The organism is Clostridioides sp. GD02404 (genome assembly GCF_045898275.1).
Taxonomy (GTDB): Bacteria; Bacillota; Clostridia; order Peptostreptococcales; family Peptostreptococcaceae; genus Clostridioides; species Clostridioides difficile_A.
Window position 1 is genome coordinate 121,650 of sequence record NZ_JBJOCA010000007.1, and the last position, 18,568, is coordinate 140,217.

At 28.5% G+C, this 18,568-nt stretch carries 13 protein-coding genes and 2 riboswitches; of the genes, 3 read left to right on the plus strand and 10 right to left on the minus strand.

Features of this window, described 5'->3' with window-relative positions; genetic code table 11:
• Positions 1 to 25 precede the first annotated feature (25 nt).
• The 4 genes from Q3287_RS06430 to bilQ form a co-directional block, all read right to left on the minus strand.
• Positions 26 to 859, minus strand: coding sequence for a MerR family transcriptional regulator (locus Q3287_RS06430; protein WP_407963709.1), 834 nt, complete (start codon positions 857 to 859; stop codon positions 26 to 28).
• A 302-nt stretch (positions 860 to 1,161) separates the two neighbouring features.
• Positions 1,162 to 1,695 carry a flavodoxin family protein BilS gene (gene bilS / locus Q3287_RS06435; RefSeq protein ID WP_407963710.1) on the minus strand — a complete coding sequence of 178 codons (534 nt, stop codon included), beginning with the start codon at positions 1,693 to 1,695 and terminating at the stop codon, positions 1,162 to 1,164.
• A 90-nt stretch (positions 1,696 to 1,785) separates the two neighbouring features.
• Positions 1,786 to 2,880, minus strand: coding sequence for a bilirubin reductase (gene bilR / locus Q3287_RS06440; RefSeq protein WP_407963711.1), 1,095 nt, complete (start codon positions 2,878 to 2,880; stop codon positions 1,786 to 1,788).
• A gap of 1 nt (position 2,881) precedes the next feature.
• Positions 2,882 to 3,328, minus strand: a complete 447-nt coding sequence (gene bilQ, locus Q3287_RS06445; RefSeq protein WP_054271398.1) for a bilirubin utilization transcriptional regulator BilQ — start codon at positions 3,326 to 3,328, stop codon at positions 2,882 to 2,884.
• Positions 3,329 to 3,632: 304 nt separating this feature from the next.
• Here bilQ and Q3287_RS06450 point away from each other — a divergent pair, with 304 nt between their 5' ends.
• Together Q3287_RS06450 and Q3287_RS06455 are read left to right on the plus strand one after the other, a co-directional pair.
• Entirely contained in the window at positions 3,633 to 4,823 is a 1,191-nt protein-coding gene (locus Q3287_RS06450) for a pyridoxal phosphate-dependent aminotransferase (protein ID WP_054271399.1), read from the plus strand.
• 166 nt (positions 4,824 to 4,989) lie between these two features.
• Positions 4,990 to 5,952, plus strand: coding sequence for a DMT family transporter (locus tag Q3287_RS06455; protein ID WP_407963712.1), 963 nt, complete (start codon positions 4,990 to 4,992; stop codon positions 5,950 to 5,952).
• Between the two features lie 121 nt (positions 5,953 to 6,073).
• Here Q3287_RS06455 and Q3287_RS06460 read toward each other — a convergent pair whose 3' ends face one another.
• The 5 genes from Q3287_RS06460 to Q3287_RS06480 all read right to left on the minus strand — a co-directional run bounded on the left by Q3287_RS06460 (position 6,074) and on the right by Q3287_RS06480 (position 14,540).
• Positions 6,074 to 6,736 carry an anthrax toxin lethal factor-related metalloendopeptidase gene (locus tag Q3287_RS06460; RefSeq protein ID WP_054271401.1) on the minus strand — a complete coding sequence of 221 codons (663 nt, stop codon included), beginning with the start codon at positions 6,734 to 6,736 and terminating at the stop codon, positions 6,074 to 6,076.
• A gap of 99 nt (positions 6,737 to 6,835) precedes the next feature.
• Positions 6,836 to 6,921, minus strand: a riboswitch (cyclic di-GMP riboswitch).
• 184 nt (positions 6,922 to 7,105) lie between these two features.
• The gene (locus tag Q3287_RS06465) at positions 7,106 to 10,021 is read right to left on the minus strand and encodes an SrtB-anchored collagen-binding adhesin (RefSeq protein WP_284182301.1); all 2,916 of its coding nucleotides are present in this window, start codon (positions 10,019 to 10,021) and stop codon (positions 7,106 to 7,108) included.
• 112 nt (positions 10,022 to 10,133) lie between these two features.
• A riboswitch (cyclic di-GMP riboswitch) is annotated at positions 10,134 to 10,219 on the minus strand.
• A 125-nt stretch (positions 10,220 to 10,344) separates the two neighbouring features.
• Positions 10,345 to 11,523, minus strand: a complete 1,179-nt coding sequence (locus tag Q3287_RS06470) for a cation diffusion facilitator family transporter (RefSeq protein WP_054271403.1) — start codon at positions 11,521 to 11,523, stop codon at positions 10,345 to 10,347.
• Positions 11,524 to 11,748: 225 nt separating this feature from the next.
• Complete coding sequence (locus tag Q3287_RS06475) at positions 11,749 to 13,368, minus strand: hypothetical protein (protein WP_219672877.1); 1,620 nt, start codon at positions 13,366 to 13,368, stop codon at positions 11,749 to 11,751.
• Between the two features lie 77 nt (positions 13,369 to 13,445).
• Entirely contained in the window at positions 13,446 to 14,540 is a 1,095-nt protein-coding gene (locus Q3287_RS06480; RefSeq protein ID WP_407963713.1) for a polysaccharide deacetylase family protein, read from the minus strand.
• A 544-nt stretch (positions 14,541 to 15,084) separates the two neighbouring features.
• Between Q3287_RS06480 and Q3287_RS06485 the strand changes: the two genes are divergently transcribed.
• Positions 15,085 to 15,624 (plus strand): prolyl-tRNA synthetase associated domain-containing protein, encoded by a 540-nt coding sequence (locus tag Q3287_RS06485; RefSeq protein ID WP_074180137.1) that lies wholly within the window; start codon positions 15,085 to 15,087, stop codon positions 15,622 to 15,624.
• An 84-nt stretch (positions 15,625 to 15,708) separates the two neighbouring features.
• On the opposite strand, the gene Q3287_RS06490 is transcribed toward Q3287_RS06485, so the two are convergent.
• Positions 15,709 to 18,483: a calcium-translocating P-type ATPase, PMCA-type gene (locus tag Q3287_RS06490; protein ID WP_407963714.1), complete on the minus strand. Its 2,775-nt coding sequence runs from the start codon at positions 18,481 to 18,483 to the stop codon at positions 15,709 to 15,711.
• Between the last annotated feature and the right edge of the window lie 85 nt (positions 18,484 to 18,568).

The following is an 18,568-nucleotide window of genomic DNA, read 5'->3' on the forward strand; positions in this document are numbered from 1 at the left end:
ATCACTTGTTACTAACTTTTTAAATTTAATTATTTTTTTTAAACAGTTTATACCATCCTATTATCAGTAGAACAATAAATACAAGTGCATCTATAAAGAGAATTACTGTAACATGTTCGACAATATTGTATATAAAAAGTATAGAGAATACTTCTACAGACAAAGCTACAAAACACACAAAATTCGTTAAATAATCTGCAATAATATCAATATGAAAAGTATGTATTTGTAACCATCTCCATATAAATGGACGTAAAAGAAATCTAAACACAACACAAACAACAGGATATGCATAAATAAATTTTTTATCTACATAATTAGCCACTCCATTATTCCATTGCACAGGAATCTGGGATGGCAACTTTGGAAATACTATTATTGCAATCAGCAAACATGCAAGAGTAATAACTCCCCATGTAAATTTTCCTCCCCACATATATAAGAAGCTTACAGAATCTAGTTTGAAAATAGGTCTGTTTTTATTCCAGTATTCTGGCAACTTATTTATGTATTCTTCTACTTTTAAATTTAAATAAGTTAATTCCTCAGACTTTAACATTTTCTCACACATACTTTTAGCATTTTCTAAATCGGATATTTGAGTTTTAAGAACTTGCTCTTGTTTTTCAAGAACTTCATATAAAGAGACTTTCTGTAATATAATATTACGGATATCCTCAATAGAAATTCCCAATGTACGTAAATATGCAATTTTTTTGATGTCCTCCACATTTTCCTCTGAATATTCCCTATATCCATTATTTTCATTACGAATTGGTTTAATTAAAAACTCTTTCTCATAAAAACGAATATTAGAACGAGCCAATCCTGTTTTTTCTTCAACTTCTTTAATTGTCATTTTTAAACATCTCCTTCCCATTCTGCTAAACTATAACTATGCTCTAGTTTTATATCCATTCATTTTTTATGTAGAAGTATTTATGATATCTTAAAAGCAAGTTCCTTATCTACTATAAATTTTCATACAATACTCTATTTTTCTATATTTAAAACTATATTATTTTCTATAAAGTACTCTATAAACAAGGTTTACAGTCAAGTACTTTTATTATTTTTTTGATTTCATAAAAAAAAGCATAACAAATCATTTGCCATGCTTTTTTATTAGACTATAGATTCTATAAACTTAGAGTGTAACTATTACATAATAGTATTAACCTTACTCATAACATCTTTTGCAAATATGATAGCTTCACTTATCTCTTGCTCATCTGGATGACTTTGAGACTCTTCATGATTATTTAACTGTTCACTAATATGCTCATTCTCAGGATGAAGCTTTAACAGCTCTTCATATTTTACTTTTAACTCTTTTGCTATCTTCCCTTGGCATATAAATGAACCTAAGTTTTCATTATCTTTTGAAACGATTGATTCAACCTTTTCTATAATACTAGCACCATAACTTCCCTTTGTACTAGCTCCCATTGTTCCAAATAGAGCTATCTTTTTGTTATGAATATTTTCAAGTACTTGTTTTGAATTTTTATCACAAATTCCTTTATCCACCCAATACCCTAGGAATACTATATCATAATTTTCATAGTTAATACTCTCATCAACTAATTCACTTATGTTTTTAATGTCTTTTTCTCCTTGTATTGCATCATATATAGAATAAGCAATTTTTTTAGTATTTCCAGTTAAACTTGAATATAAAATTAAACTTTTCATGATATATCCTCCTCTTTATCTATACACTTATCTCATCTTAGCGAAAACATATTAATTATGAATATGTTTTTTAATTTCTATAAACATAGTCTAATCTAATATACATCCAAACTGGGAACGTGTTTGTAATGCATCTGCACATTTTTTATTACAATAACAGCATTTTTTAATATCCTCTACTCTTCCATCTTTTACTTTTTGTAACCACTTACTATCTGCCAATAATTGTCTTGACATAGAAACCATATCTACCCTATCATTTGAGATAATATTTTCTATAAAGTCTGGACTAGATAATTTTCCAACTCCACACACTGGAAGATTTGTATGTTTTTTTACTTCATCAGCCAAATATAAAAAACATCCTTCATCTTTAAAATAAGGATGATTCTTAGTTGGTATAGTATCTTCTAATTTTGAATGATTTGCAAGTGTTACATGAAAACTATTTACGCCTGATGATTCAAATTTCTTCACAAAATACTCAACCTCTGAAAGTAGCACTCCTGCATTACCATAATGAGGGCTTTCTTGTCTTATTGCAAGTTTGTAGTCTATTGGAATATCCTTAATCTCATTTCGAATACTCCTGATTATTTCACTTGCAAATCTACTTCTATTATCACATGTACCACCATATTCATCGTTTCTATTATTAAATATACTTGAAGAAAAACTTCCTATCAATCTATCTCCATGAATCTGAATCATATCAAAACCAGCTTTTTTTGCATTCAATGCTGCTACTTTAAACAAATCTATAATATTCTTAATTTCTTCTTTTGGCATATTTGTTATGTAATCTTTTACTCCATCACTCATTATTCTTTTAATATCGTCATGTGAAGTAATTCCTGTCTTCATAGTATCTTTAATTAAATTAATATCATAATCTGAACAAAACAACTGTGCAGATACCTTTGCACCAGAATTGTGTATTTCATCCACAATTTTCTTATACTTCATTACTCCTTCTTCATCTGATAAACTCAAAGCCATCTTATGAAAGCTAGGTCTAACAGATACATCTCCCAAAGTAATCAGAGCTACACCTGATTTGGCAATATCACAAAGTTTTTTAATTTTTTCTTCAAATTTAAGACTCATACTTGTAGGTGCAAATGATACTCTATTTTTTAATTCCAAATTTCCAATTTTAATTGGCTTTAAAAGATTGCAATACATCCTATTCTTCCTCCACTGTTGTCTTTATATCCTTTACTATATGTAATTTCTTAACTAATTCTCTATACTCTTCATCCGAAAATTCTTTTTTTATATTATTATCCCATTTTGAAAATATATTTTTTATATCTCCTAAGACTTCCTCACCCTTATCTGTTACTCTCAGCTGAAAAGCTCTGCTGTCATTGGGATTTTGGATCTTTTCTATGTATCCATCTTGCTCTAATCTAGATATAGTTCTTGTTGTATGCGCTTTGTCAACTTCAAATTCTGTTGAAATATCATTTAAAGAGCAGTTTCTATTCTTATTGATATAAATTAAATAGAAATACAAACCATTCGTAAGTTTGTATGGCTTTAAACATTTCTCACAATAAAGTTTAAAGTTTTTTTGTAAATTACATATAACATACGATAAACTTTCATACTGTAAATTTCTAAAATCCATCTTAAATTTCCCCTCTATAATTTCAATTTATTTGACTATATCAACTATATTATATTAAACAATTAATCTAGTCAAGAATATTTTACTTTATTAACATAACTTTTATTAATTTTTTATAAAACTATTTTGCTAAATAATTATGATTAAGTTGAAACTGGAATTTTTAATACTTAGCACACATAAATATATTTTATATAAAAGTTTATATTTTCAAACAAATAATTTTTCGAAAATTGTCTAAATTCTGTAAAAATATGGTACTATATACATAGGCAATATAAATCTATAAAAAGGAGTGTTACATATGATATCTAATAAAATGCAAACTTTAGTTGCAAATAGCTCTGTTATAAGAGCTATGTTTGAAGAAGGAAAAAAACTTTCTGATATTTATGGAGAAGAAAATGTTTTTGATTTTAGTATAGGAAATCCAAGTGTTGAACCTCCAGAGACTATTAAAGCAGTTATAAATGATATTTTAAATGAAGAATCTCCAAATCTAGTTCATGGATACATGAATAATTCAGGATATGAAGATGTAAGAGATGCTATTGCTGAACATATAAATAAAAAAGACGGGTTAAACCTTACAAGAGAAAATTTAATTATGACTTGTGGTGCTGCTGGTGGTCTAAATATTATTTTAAAAACTCTTTTGAATCCTGATGATGAAGTTATTGCTTTTGCTCCATATTTTGGTGAGTATAAAAACTATACAGAGAACTATGATGGAAAATTAATAGAAGTACCTACAAATATAGAAACTTTTGAACCAGATTTAGATGCGTTGAAAAATGCCATTACTTCAAAAACAAGAGCTTTAATAATAAATACTCCAAATAATCCTACTGGTGTTATATATTCTGAAGAATTATTAAAAGACCTTGGAGAACTATTAAACTCAAAGCAAAAAGAATTAAATACAAATATATATCTAATTTCTGATGAACCATATAGAGAAATAATTTATGATGGTGCTAAAGTACCTTGTGTACTAAAATACTATAGAAATTCATTTATAGGATACTCTTATAGTAAATCATTATCTCTACCTGGTGAACGTATTGGATATATTGTTGCTAATGGACAAATGGATGATTTTGATGATGTTATGTCTTCATTAAATGTTGCAAATAGAATACTTGGATTTGTAAATGCTCCTTCTCTTTTCCAAAGAGTTATTGCAAGAAGTTTAGATGCTGAAGTTGATGTAAATATTTATAAAAAGAATTTTGACCTTTTATATAATAGCTTAATAGATATGGGATTTTCTTGTGTTAAACCTAGTGGTACATTCTATTTATTCCCAAAAGCTCCAATTGAAGATGATAAAAAATTCTGCAATGATGCAAAACAGTTTAATTTATTATTAGTACCAGGTTCTTCTTTTGGTTGTCCAGGCCACTTTAGAGTATCATATTGTGTGTCTTATGACAAAGTTAAAAGCTCTTTGCCAGCATTTGAAAAATTAGCTAAACTTTATAATTTAAAATAATTAAATAAGGTAATTCAAATAATTAACTACCTTAGTTTAGAATCTAAGTATTCTATACTAAGGTAGTTTATAATTTTATGTACTATATTTTATATACCATATTATACCAATATACTTGAATATTGTAATCTATAGTACTAATATAAATTACAAGGAGGTGTTTGACTTGAAAAAAGGTTATGTTTATATCATACTGACTACCCTATTTTTTAGTTCAATGGAAATTAGTCTAAAAACTGTTACTAATGACTTTAATCCCTTACAAATAACTTTATCAAGATTTTTTGTTGGTGGTTTAGTCTTACTACCTTTTGCCATAAAAAGATTAAAATCTCTTAATCTTTCTATTACAAAATCAGACCTAAAATACTTTGCATTTCTAGGTTTTATGTGTGTAGTTGTGAGTATGTCATTGTACCAGCTGGCTGTTCTAAACACAAAAGCATCTGTAGTTGCTGTTTTGTTTAGTTGTAATCCAGTATTTGTAATGCTTTTAGCTTACTTAATTTTAAAGGAAAAAATATATAGGCACAATGTAATTTCACTTATATTAGAAGTGCTTGGAATTATAGTTATCATAAATCCATTGCATACAAAATTAACTCTTAGTGGAATATTCCTGACATTATCTTCTGCTATCATTTTTTCAATGTATACTGTATTTGGTAAAAGGAAAACGTTAAAATTTGGTGGGATAGTTGTAACTTGCTTTAGTTTTATATTTGGAAGTTTAGAAATGTTAATATTAGTTTTGCTTACTAAAATTAATTTTATAGCAGATATTTTAAATAAAAATAAACTCCATGTATTTGCAAATATCCCTATTTTTAGTGGCTATACTTTACACAATATGCCTATTATGATTTATGTATTTGTATTCGTCACAGGTGTTGGTTATGCACTTTACTTTATGGCAATGGAGGCTACATCTACTAGTCTTACGTCTTTAGTATTCTTCTTTAAGCCAGTAATCTCTCCAATACTAGCATTATTAATACTTAAAGAAATTATCCCCATTAACATGATTATAGGAATTTTGTTGATAGTAATTGGTTCAATAATTTCTATTATACCTACGATAATTACTCAAGCACATAATAAGCACATTGAAGCCTTGTATAAGGAGTAGTAACTTATAATCTATCTAATCCATACATAAGACAAATTTATTAGTCTTAAACGAAATATAAAAGAGATGCTATCATAATAGCATCTCTTAATTTATATTTATTTTAAATTTTTTAAATTCTCTATTTAGCTAAGTTTTGTAAAAAACTATAAGTTTGTGGACAAGCTGCTTTTAATTTACTATTTGTATCTTGATTTAAATAATAATATGCAAATGCTTCTGCGAAGAATTCTTCTGGATATACACCTAAGTAATTTACATTACCTAAAGAACGTCCTTCTTTAGCAAATATTTGTTTAAATTGTGCTGATTTAGAAATATCATTTAATGCTATATGGTCTACTGCATGTGCTGTTTCATGTAATTCTAAGTTTATTGCATCATGACCTTTACCTTTGTTACTAAATCCTATTCTAAGAGCTACTGAACTTCCACCTAAACCAGGAACATCATCCCAAGTTTTTCCAGTGCCTTCCCAACCCTTAGGAACTACACCTTTTAAATAAGCGTATTCTTTTTCATCTGTTAACTTTCCACTTAATAATTTTATTTTTAAATTATCTTGTTTTAAAGCACTTAAATATTTTCCATCTATATTTGCTAATCTACTTACCATAGCGTTAGCTTCATTTTTATTGTAATTTCCAGCTGGAAGAACCACTATTTGATTAAGTGTTTCTTTATTTTTTTGTACATTTACATTATCTGCATGTGCACTTACTGGAACTGAACTTATTAAGAATATTGACATTATAGCGATTAATAACTTTTTACTTGTTTTCATATTATTCCCTCCTTTGAGTTAGGCCGGGAGTAATAAATTTCAAAATAAAAAAGATACCCAAGAGTATCTTTGTATATACAAAAAGAAATTTTTACTCTTTTCGGCAACTGGCTGGCGTAGTTTACTAAACTTTAGCCCCTATAGCTTTGCGTGACTAGGTTTCCCTAGTTTTGCCTCATTTAATTTTATATTTATATTATAGCTTATATATTTCTAATTGTCTATAGTTTTTTGGATTTTTTTTCTAAAACATTATTATTTTTTTACATAATTTTTCAAAAAAAAATATCTTCTAACAATATTTTCACTCTTAAATATTGTTTTAGAAGATATTTTTTAATATTACTTATATTTTAATAATGTTAGGGTCTAATTTGTGTTTTTGTTTCTTCTTAATATAATAAGTCCCACAATAGCTCCTAGACCTAATAGTATTTCTCCAGTAATTGTAGTGTTATCTCCTGTCTTTGGTGGTACTGGAGGATTTACTACAGCGTCATCTTTCACTTTATTATTCTTCTCTTCTGATGCTGATGGTTTTACTACTTCTGGTATTGGAACAATTGGTTTAACAGGATTTTCTATTACCTCATCTGATGGTGGTATTGGTGGATTTACTACCTCTGGTATTGGAGGATTTACTACCTCATCTGATGGTGGTACTGGTGGATTTACTACTATTTCATCTGTGTCAGATGGTTTTGATGGTTTTTTTGGTTTATCTGTGTTTGGTGGTACTGGTGGATTTACTACTGGTTTATCTGGATTCGGTGGTGTTGGTGGATTTACTGGTGGATTTTCTTGTTTTATATTTTCTATATTTCCAATATCCACAATACTACCAATATCTTTCTTATCAATATTAACTTTGACTTTATCCTTTAGTTTTTCATATCCACTTGGAGCTATTATTTCCACTAAATAATATGTTCCTGGTTTTTTTACACTAGACTGAATTATACCATCTTCATCACTAACTAAATCTTTAACTACTACATTTCCATATACATCTTCTAAATTAAACTTAGCACCTGAAAGTGCCTTTTTATCTAAAGAATCTACTTTTTTAGCTTCAAAAGCATAACCTTGCTTAGTAGTTTCTACTCCAGGAGGACTTGAGCCATTAATCTGAGCTACATTTTGTATAGTATCTCCAACTTTTACATCTGTAAAATCTGCATCGAATGTAACCCAACTTTGTACAGGTTCGCCTTCTTTTATCTGCTTAAATTCATATTTATTTACTAATCTTACAGTATTTTCTCCATCTCCAGCTTCTTTTTTAAACTCAAGGTTATCAGAATATTTTATATTAGATATTTTTAGAGCTGGGTTTACTTCATCTAAAAGATTTACTTGCCCTGCATCATAAACTCCATAAGTTGACATATTTATTTTGTATTTAACAATTTGACTATCATTGTTATTTAAAACTTTTTTATCAACTTCTTTTTTTGCACTTATTAATCCAGAGTTTTTCTTAAAACTTATCTCATCGCTTTTATCAACTTGACTGTTATTTGCATCAAGAACAGCTCTATTTGTATAACTATCTTCAATACTAATAACCTTTAATGTATAAGCTATATAAAACTTTGATTCTACTTCTTCTTTACTAAGATTAATCGTAAATCCAGTTATAACTTTATCCACTTGACCACTTTCATTTCTTTTCTCTTCTATTTTATATGAAATATTGTTTGCGATTTTTTCTTTACTCCAAGGAGTCCAGTTACCATTCATTGGAATTTCTACTACTCTAAAATCATGTCCAGCTTCTCCTGCTGTAGTTAATCTCATACCCTCTGGTATATTATCTGTTATAACAACATTACTTATTGGCGACTTATCATCATTTACTGAAATCTGATAGTTTATTACTTGGCCAACTTGAGTAATATTTGTTACTCCTGAATGCCCTTTAGTCAAAAGATAATCGCTACCTCTATCAAAGATACTTACAGTAGCATCATCTTCTTGTACCTTCTTACCATCAGATTCTATCCTAGCTACATTTTTATATTTATTATCATGTTTTGCATTTTCATCACTAATTCTAGCTTTGTATTTAACAGTATATGCTTTATCTATATTTCCAAAATTAACTGATATAGAATTTGCACTTTGTTCAATATTAAAATCACTTACTTCTTTCCCATCACTTGTTACTACACTTACAGAATCATTTACTAGTGTCAATCCTTCAGGAAGCTCATCATACAAAGTAATATCTTTCAATTCTTCCTGTTTCTCATTTACTAGTATGCTATAATTTATATCTTTATTTTTAACTGGCATAAATACTGTAGTTGATTTTTTTCCTTCAACAAGTTTCTTAAGTGTTCCTTTAGACTCTTCTTCCTCGCCCTTATCTCCAGGCTTTATTTCTACATCCACATCTCCACTTCCACTTTCTATTTTTCCAGTAGTCTCAATATGAATTTTTGTATTTGTCTCTTCATCAACCCTTTTAACGTATGCTTCTAGACCTATTTTTCCTTGCATTACACTTTGACCATTAGGAAGTTCTCTAAATGTAAGTGTATATTCTCCATTACTTTCTGTTTTGTCGAAACATTCACTTGTATAATCTAAATTAACTTTATTAAATACATCTGGCACCTTGAAAGTTATTGAATCACCTGCTTGTATTCCCTTTGATGTTGGAGTATAAGTTAAATTAAATGATATCTTTTTCATTGATTCAGTTTCTATTGTACTATTATTAATTTTTATAATAAATCCATAATCTTCATTCTCTTCATTAAGTTCTTCTTCTAACGTTTTCAGCAAATTCTCATCTTCTAGCAGCTTTTCTTCTTTTGGAGTCTGCTCTATATTTTTATTATCTAGTGGCTTTTCCTCTTCTGGAGTCTGCTCTGGTTTTTTGTTATCTGATGGCTTCTCTCCTTCTGGAGTCTGTTCTGGTTTTTTGTTGTCTGATGGCTTCTCCTCTTCTGGAATCTGCTCTGGTTTTTTGTTGTCTGATGGCTTCTCCTCTTCTGGAGTCTGCTCTGGTTTTTTGTTGTCTGATGGCTTCTCCTCTTCTGGAGTCTGCTCTGGTTTTTTGTTGTCTGATGGCTTCTCTCCTTCTGGAGTCTGCTCTGGTTTTTTGTTATCTGATGGCTTCTCTTCTCCACTTGATGAACTAGTTGAATTATTTTGAATCTGACTGTTATCTCCTAATTCTGAAGCATAAGATAAGGTTGGATAGATTGTAGATACTACCATACTTAAAATCATAATTAAACTTATTAATAATGCCTTTTTATTCTTCTTCCCCATATAGATTTCTCCCCTCTACGCTATCTATAATTTATAAACTTCTATTTATATCCCATTAAAATTAATTCTAAGCAAAAAATTATATAAAAAAAGCCATGAAAATAAATAAATTTATATCCATAGCCGGTTGCACCACTGACTCAGTATGTCCATAAGGTGCCCAATGATAGAACATACATCAACATCTCTATAATATTTTATAAAAAACAATTAAAATTGCTATATTCATACTAGATACAATTACATATCTATATTATATTATGCCAACATCTTCCTGTCTATATATTTTACATTTTTTTCCTTACAATAATTTTAATTAATCATTAAATAAAATCCTTATCTACAACAATTACACAATTATATTCAGGATTCATCTCCTTAACCAATTTAGTTATATCTTCTTTTAATTCTTCCTCTGACATATTCTTAGAGAATTCAGAAGGATTAACTACTATATCAAACACTAAATTTTTCTTACTTCCCTTTCCAACTATTCTGAAATCATGCATAGATTTTACAAGACTATTTTTCTTAAGTATTTCTTCAAGTTCTTTTTTTGCTGACATAACTTCTTCATCTTCGAGACATATAGGGTCCATATGAATTACTAAATACATATCTAATTTTTCAGATATTTCTCTCTCAGCATTATCTATAATTTCATGAATCTCCATTATATCTATATTTGATGGAATTTCTGCATGTATAGATGCTATACATCGTCCAACTCCATAGTTATGAATTATTAAATCATGTGTACCTATAATATGTTCATAAGATAATAATGATTCTATAATAGATTTTACCATTTCTTCATCTGGTGCTTCTCCTAGAAGAGGATTTATAGTATCTTTTACAAGAGAAAATCCAGCATAAAGTATTACTAGTGATACTACAATACCAACATATCCATCTATAGGTAAACTAGTAAATCTAGCTATGACAAATGATATAACTACGCAACTCGATGTAAATACATCTCCTAAAGCATCAAGTGAAACTGCTTTTAAGGCTGAGGAGTCAATTTTATTTCCCATAAATTTATTAAATTTACTTAACCAAATTTTAATCATTATAGATGCAATTAAAAGTATAAGTGGTATTACTTCAAATTTTATAGGTACTGGATTTACTATCCTTTCCACAGATGACTTTATAAATTGAAGTCCTACCAACATTACCATGAACGCCACAATTAACGCCGATAAATATTCTATTCTTCCATGTCCAAAAGGATGCTCTTTATCAGCTGGCTTACTTGCTAATTTAAAACCTATCATAGTTATCGCTGAGGATGCCATATCAGAAAGATTGTTAAATGCATCAGCCATTATAGCTATACTTGATGTAAGCATACCTATAGACACTTTTACTACAAATAAAAGTAAATTAGATAATATACCTACTACTCCAGCTACATACCCATACTTATTTCTAACATCTTTATTTTGAACGTTTTCACTATCTTTGATAAATGTTTTGACCAGGATTTTTGAAAACATAAAATTTACCTCCTTGTCTTCTGTTTTACTGACAAATTTTAGAATTTATATCTTTATTTATGATAACATAATTCGTCTATAAAATTCTTAAAAGTTCATATATATCAATAAGATATTACTAATTTTATACATTTATTATAAATGCAATGTATTCTTAGCTTAAATTATTGGATTCTAATAAAACTAGTCCTAGATATTTTATAATTTCATCTAGGACTTGTATTACTATTTTATACCAACTATTTTATTTAACATAATCGAACCTGTTTCTGGATTTTCAAATTCAATTTTAACACCCTTTATATTAGATAAATCTATATTTTTAAACTTATCAATAGGTATTATTGTATCACTTATTGGAGTATACCTTGACCAAAACTCCATAAATTTACCTTCTACATATTCGTCTCTCACAGCTTTACCCTCAAAATACTTCATAGCAGACACTTTATCATTATCCAAAGTTACACTACTTTCTTTTCCTTTAGAATCGACTAAGCTAAGTTTAAATGAAACTATTTTATCTTTACTATTTAACTCACTAGGAGAATTTAACGCCCATCTAAATTTTAATGCAGAATAATCTTTTAAATTTTTATTATTTAAGGGCAATTCTATTTTTCCATCTTTAGATTTCCAATCAACTTGCAATAAATCTAAATTTTCACTTGAACTTATATTACTAAAAAGTTTTGCAGTATCTTTATCTAATCGTTCTGACTCAACTAACTCTTTTGTATCAACATTACTTGAGTCTATATTTTCAAATGACTTTTTGTTGAATAATTCTAAAGAACCACTATATTTAACTTTATTTAATGTCTGATACCCATACATTTTAGATGGCAATCCTTTTTTACTAAAAATAGGAGATTCACTATCATCAAAATCAAAAATAGATTTCATATAGTCAACTGCATAATTAGAAAAGAACTCTCTATGTTCTTCTTTCCCTAATTTTTCAGGATAAGTTCCATCTGTATCTCGTGGTGGAGAAAACTCCTTTTCTCCTAAAACTGAGTTATATGCATTGTGATTTCCACCTACTAAATAAGTTAGTCCTAGTGGACTTTTTCTATTTTTATCCAATGATATATCATAAAAAACATCATCCCCACTATGGATAACATCTCCATCATATTCTGATACTATTATTGCTGTTGGTACATCTGGAAACTTTTCTATTGGACTATTATAGGCTGGTGTAAGTGATATAATTCCTTTTATACCTTTAAATCCTTTTTGTATTTGGTCTTGTGCTATTTTTAATACCCCAGAACCAGCTACAGAATGACCTATAAGACCAATATTATCTAAATCAACTTTGTCTTTAAGATATATTCCAAATCCATTTTTACTGCCATCATATGCATCTTGAAAAGCTTTTATATAAGCTTGAGTCAGATATGTTATTCTCTCATTTTCTACAGGTTCTCCATACTGAAAAGTATAGTTTACTGAAGTATCAATAGACACCCCTATAATACCATTTTTAGCTAAATCTTCAGTAAGATATTTAAATCCATTTTCAAAATCATTTTCTCCATCTCCATGTTGCCCATGAAAAATTAACACTATAGGTGCTTTTTCTTTTATATCTTTAGGAGCTGATATTATACCTTCTATCTTAAAAGGTATGGTCTTCCCCCTTACAACCATTTCTGATGTTCCCAAACTAAATTTATTAGATTCAATTTCGTTGTCATTATTTTTTGTTGACTTTATCTCATATGTTATTTTTTCATTTGAAACTACACTAGAATTAGAATTACTTGTACAACCTACAAAAAGAGCACTTATTACTGCTATAGATAAAATCATACTAATCCATTTTTTCGATTTCATAAATTTATTCCTTTCTACCATATCTGTTTAAATACTATTTATTGGATTTCTAGTAAACTTTCTTTCTACCTTCATACTTATTTATTAACCTTTCTAGTATTATAATCTATAACCTTATCTGCATTGTATAAATCTAAAAATTTTTCTTTCTTATTTAGTAGAGTAATACCATCTATGTTTCTTCTATCAGTAATAACTAAATTTTTATCCTTATAAATTTTTTCATATGATATTGGACCTACACCTGCAAAAATCGTAAATCCTTTTGACTGAAGATACTCCAACCCTTTAGATGACTCATTAGGAAACTCACCATATGGAGGTATATATATTTTTGTTTTTCCAACGACTGATTGAACTTCTCTTTCCCATTTAATAGTATCATCTCTAAGCTTTTCTAGAGAAATTTTTTTGAGATTTGGGTGTCCATAACTATGGCTAGCAAATTCCCATCCATTTTCTTTTAGCTTATAGACTACTCTCTTACATTGTTTTAATTCTTCATTTCTATTTGGATAATCTCTTTGAATTCTATAACCCAAAATACCTTCAAATCCAGTTACTGCTAAAACTCCCTTTGCATTATTATGAGAAAAATCAGGATGTAGTTTTACAAAATCTTCAATTAAAGGAACCATTTCTGTTTCTGTACTAATAAGATATTTACCATTTGGTTTTTTAATATATCCAGCTAACTCATTATTTCTATCTAGGACAATTTTTTCTGTTATTCCATTACCTAACATATATTGATTATAATTTATATCATCTATAGATATAATAATTGGTCTTTTTCCTTCTGGTAACAATAATTTTTTTCTTACTGTTAACTTCTTACCACCAACTTCTTTTTCCTCATATACATCTTTGTATGATACAAGTATAAAGTTCCTTTGATATAAGTTATTCAATATTTTTTTAAATTCTTTTGTAGTAACAAACCATTTAGAAAATGTTTTAGATTCATAATCACCATCAAATGCCATTTCTGGATATACGATTAATGGATGTACAAATATATGTTCAATTTTACCTTCATAATACTTACTTATATTTTCACTTATTTTTGAATTATTTTTTTCATATTCTAAATTTGTATCATAAAAAGCATATGAAAAATTACTGATGGACATAATTATAACTATAGATAATATTATAAACAAATTTTTCATAATATTTCTCCTTCAACATGATTATAAATAATAAAGCTTATTATATTAAAATAAAAACTTATTACTTACATTCTTTTTATTTATTATGTTTAATTTGTTTATCACTATACACTATATTAATAGTAACATTAATCTAAATTTGTATTTATAATCAAGTTAATACATTTATATCAAATTTTGTACATACTATTTAGAATTATGGTATTATTTTTCCCAAGTATTATTTATAATATGATTTTTATTTATAATATATTTTAATTTAAAATTCTGAATAAGTATCTTTTTATAAGTATTTTTTCAACTAATTGTTTTTATATTTTATTCTGATAATTTATCTTGTTCTAAAAAAATAGTCTCAAACTCTGGAAGTGTTGGAAGTCTTAACAAATGTCATATATTTTTGAATATTCATATCTATACTATGTATATCTCACATCCATTTGATTTTATCATATTTTATATGATAAACATTCACTTTTATAATTTATAACCTTATGATACACTATGCCCATAGGATTTTAAACGGAAAGGAATGAAATAAATCATGTTTTTTGTAAGTGATATTTATAAAGAGGCACCTATTAAATTTGATACGCCATTACAAAAAGAGGTATACAAAATATTACAAAATTTGAGTATTGAATTTGAACGTGTTGACACAGATGAAGCAATTACAATGGAGGATTGTGTTCAGATTGATAAAAAATTAGATATGAAGATGGTAAAGACTCTATTTCTTTGCAATAGACAAAAAACAGCTTTTTATCTATTTATTATGCCAGGTGATAAACCCTTTAAGTCAGCCAATTTTAGCAATGCATTAGGAGTATCTAGAGTTTCTTTTGCTCCTGCTGAATTGATGGAAACGATGTTAGGGACTAAAATTGGCGCAGCTACTATTTTCAGTGCTATACTTGACAATGATAATATTATACAAGTTGTTTTTGACAAGGATGTTGTCAATGAAGAATGGTATGGATGTAGTGATGGGACTACTACTAGTTATATGAAAATTAAAACAACTCAAGTCATTCACGATTTTTTACCTTTTGTATGTCATACACCATCTATAATTGAATTGTAATATAAAGAAACATTAAAGAAAGATACTTGTATAAAACACAAAACCGCAAAGTCATGATATATTATACTTTGCGGTCTTATAAAATTAACTTTTGATACTAAGATTTCTAGTTCTGCTATTTTTTAGTGTTCTAAGGACTAGTTTTACAAATTCATTTGATATTAAAATAGTTGATGCAAATAGTATTATTTTTATCCACATATTAAAATCTAAAGAAACAGAGTTAAAGAAACTCTGGAACACTTGTGTAAATATTATCTGGATTATACCTGTAACGACTATTATTTGTAATGCCAACTTATTCTTAAAGAAATTAGGTATTGTACTGTTAAAGCCAAACTCCCTACAATTCAATGCATTAAAAAGGGCACTGAATGCAAATAAAGAAAATATAACAGTACCTTGTTCATCTGGTGTGGCTCCCAATATATTAAAAGCTGATTGTGTAAATACAATTGTAATTATAAGGATAGCATTTATAATAATATTTATAGACATAGACCTAGCTATTATTCCAGAGTGTCTATTTATTGGTTTTCTTTTCAGCACATAATCTCTAACAGGTTCTAATCCTAATGCAAGAGCTGGAGGACCATCCATTATTATATTTACCCATAATAATTGTATCGTAGTAAATGGCATATCTTTACCAGTAAGTTGAGATATTATAGCAATTATAAATGCTACTATATTTACAGTAAGCTGGAACTGTATAAATCTTTGGAAGTTTTCATAAATACCTCTTCCCCATTTTATTCCCTCTACTATTGTACTAAAACTATCATCAGTCAATATTATATCTGCTGCATTTTTAGATACTTCTGTACCTGAGATTCCCATAGCAATACCAACATCTGCTTGACTAAGAGCTGGAGCATCATTTATACCATCACCTGTTACGGCTACGACCTCACCACTTTTTTGAAGTGCAGAAACTATTCTCATCTTTGTATCTGGTTTACTTCTTGCTACAATAGATATTCCTTTTATTTCTTCTCTTAACTCTTCATCTGTCAGCACATCTATATAGGTTGCTTCAACTGCCTTCTTGCCATCATTCAATAATCCTAATTCATCTCCAATAGCAGTTGCTGTATTGATATTATCACCTGTAAGCATTTTTACATCTACACCTGCATTAAATGCCTTATCAATAGACTCTTTAACTCCTGCTCTCAATGGGTCTACTATTCCTACAAATCCACTAAACACTAAATTTTCTTCCTTCTCATACCCTCTTGGGTTTCCGATTAAATTCAATTCTCCTTCTGAGGTTATTGCAACTTCTGTTCTAGATTTAGTCATCTTTTTATAAGCAAACCCCAATGTTCTCATAGATTTAATTTGTAGTTTTTTAATTTCATCGAGAATACCTTTTTCTATTTTGGGAGTTATTGGGACAATACTTTTTCCTTGTTGTACATAAGAGCATCTCTTTAATAGTACTTCTGGAGCTCCTTTTGAAAGCAGTATATCCGAATCCTCTTGACGAATTAATGTTGACATTTTCTTTTCTTCTGAGCTAAAGGGGATTTGTGATATTAAATAAGTTTGTTTTCTCATTTCATTATAGTTTTTATCGTTATGATATAAAAGTAATGCACACTCTGTTGCACTTCCAATATATTTAAATGAATTGTCTTCCTTTTCTATATCTGCTGTTGAATTTACTATACAGTTTTGTTCAAAATAACTATTGCTCTGATATTCTCCACTACTTATATATTTACCATCAACATATGCTACTTCTACCATCATCTTATTTTGTGTTAAAGTACCTGTCTTATCAGAACATATTACGGAAACAGAACCTATAGTTTCACAAGCCTCTTTCTTAGTTACTAAAGCATTTATCTTTGCCATCTTTTGCATTGTTATAGCTAAAGTAATATTTATCATGGTTGGCAGACCCTCTGGAACAGTAGCAACTATTAAAGCAATACAAACCATATACGCATTCTTAGCAGGTTCCAATGATTGTAAAAAGGACAAGATACTGCTTGTATCCAAAATTAACAGTCCTTTTCTTTGCATTTGTATAATCATAAACATACACAATAAAGTAGCTATTACTCCTGATATTCCTGCTATTTTAGCCCCTAACTTACCTAATTTAATTTGAAGTGGAGTTTGCTGGTCATCATTTGATAAGTTCTGTGCTATCTTACCCATTTCTGTCTTATCACCAGTGTGAGTAACAACCATTATCCCTCTACCATATGCTACAAGAGTTCCACCAAATACCATATTGATTTGTTTTGCAGGTATTGTATCTTGTTCGATTATTTCTGTTTTAGAATAAACTACCTCCATATCCAATATAGCATCAGCATTTTTAGCTACATCATCAGATTCTCCTGTTAACATATCTTCTCTAAGTTTTAGATTTATAGATTGTATAAGCCTTCCATCTGCTGGTATCATATCTCCTGTTTCTATATATACAATATCTCCTGGTACTAAATCATTTTTTGATATTTTAACTATCTTTCCATTTCTAAGTACCTTTACCTCTATATTCTCTGTTAATTTTGATAGAGCATGAGCAGCTTTTTTAGATTTCCCTTCAGTTATTATACCTATGGAAATACCAATAAAGATAGCTCCTAAGATACCTAATGCATCATGCAATTCTCCCACAAATGAACTTATCACTGCTGCTCCTATAAGAATTAATATCATAGGTTCTGTCAGACTTTCCCCCAACTCGTCCCAAAATGTTCGGCCTTCCTTTATTGTAAATTCATTTAATCCATATCTAAGCTTCCTCTCTTCTACCTCATTATCATCAAGTCCAACTTCTGGATTTGTCTTTAAGTATTTTAATACTTCTTTGGTAGGTTTATTATAATACCTCATAACTTTATCCCCCTTGTTAATTATCTATAGAGAATTATATGCTTATGATAGCTTGTATATTACTTCTCAAAAAAAATAAGGAGTT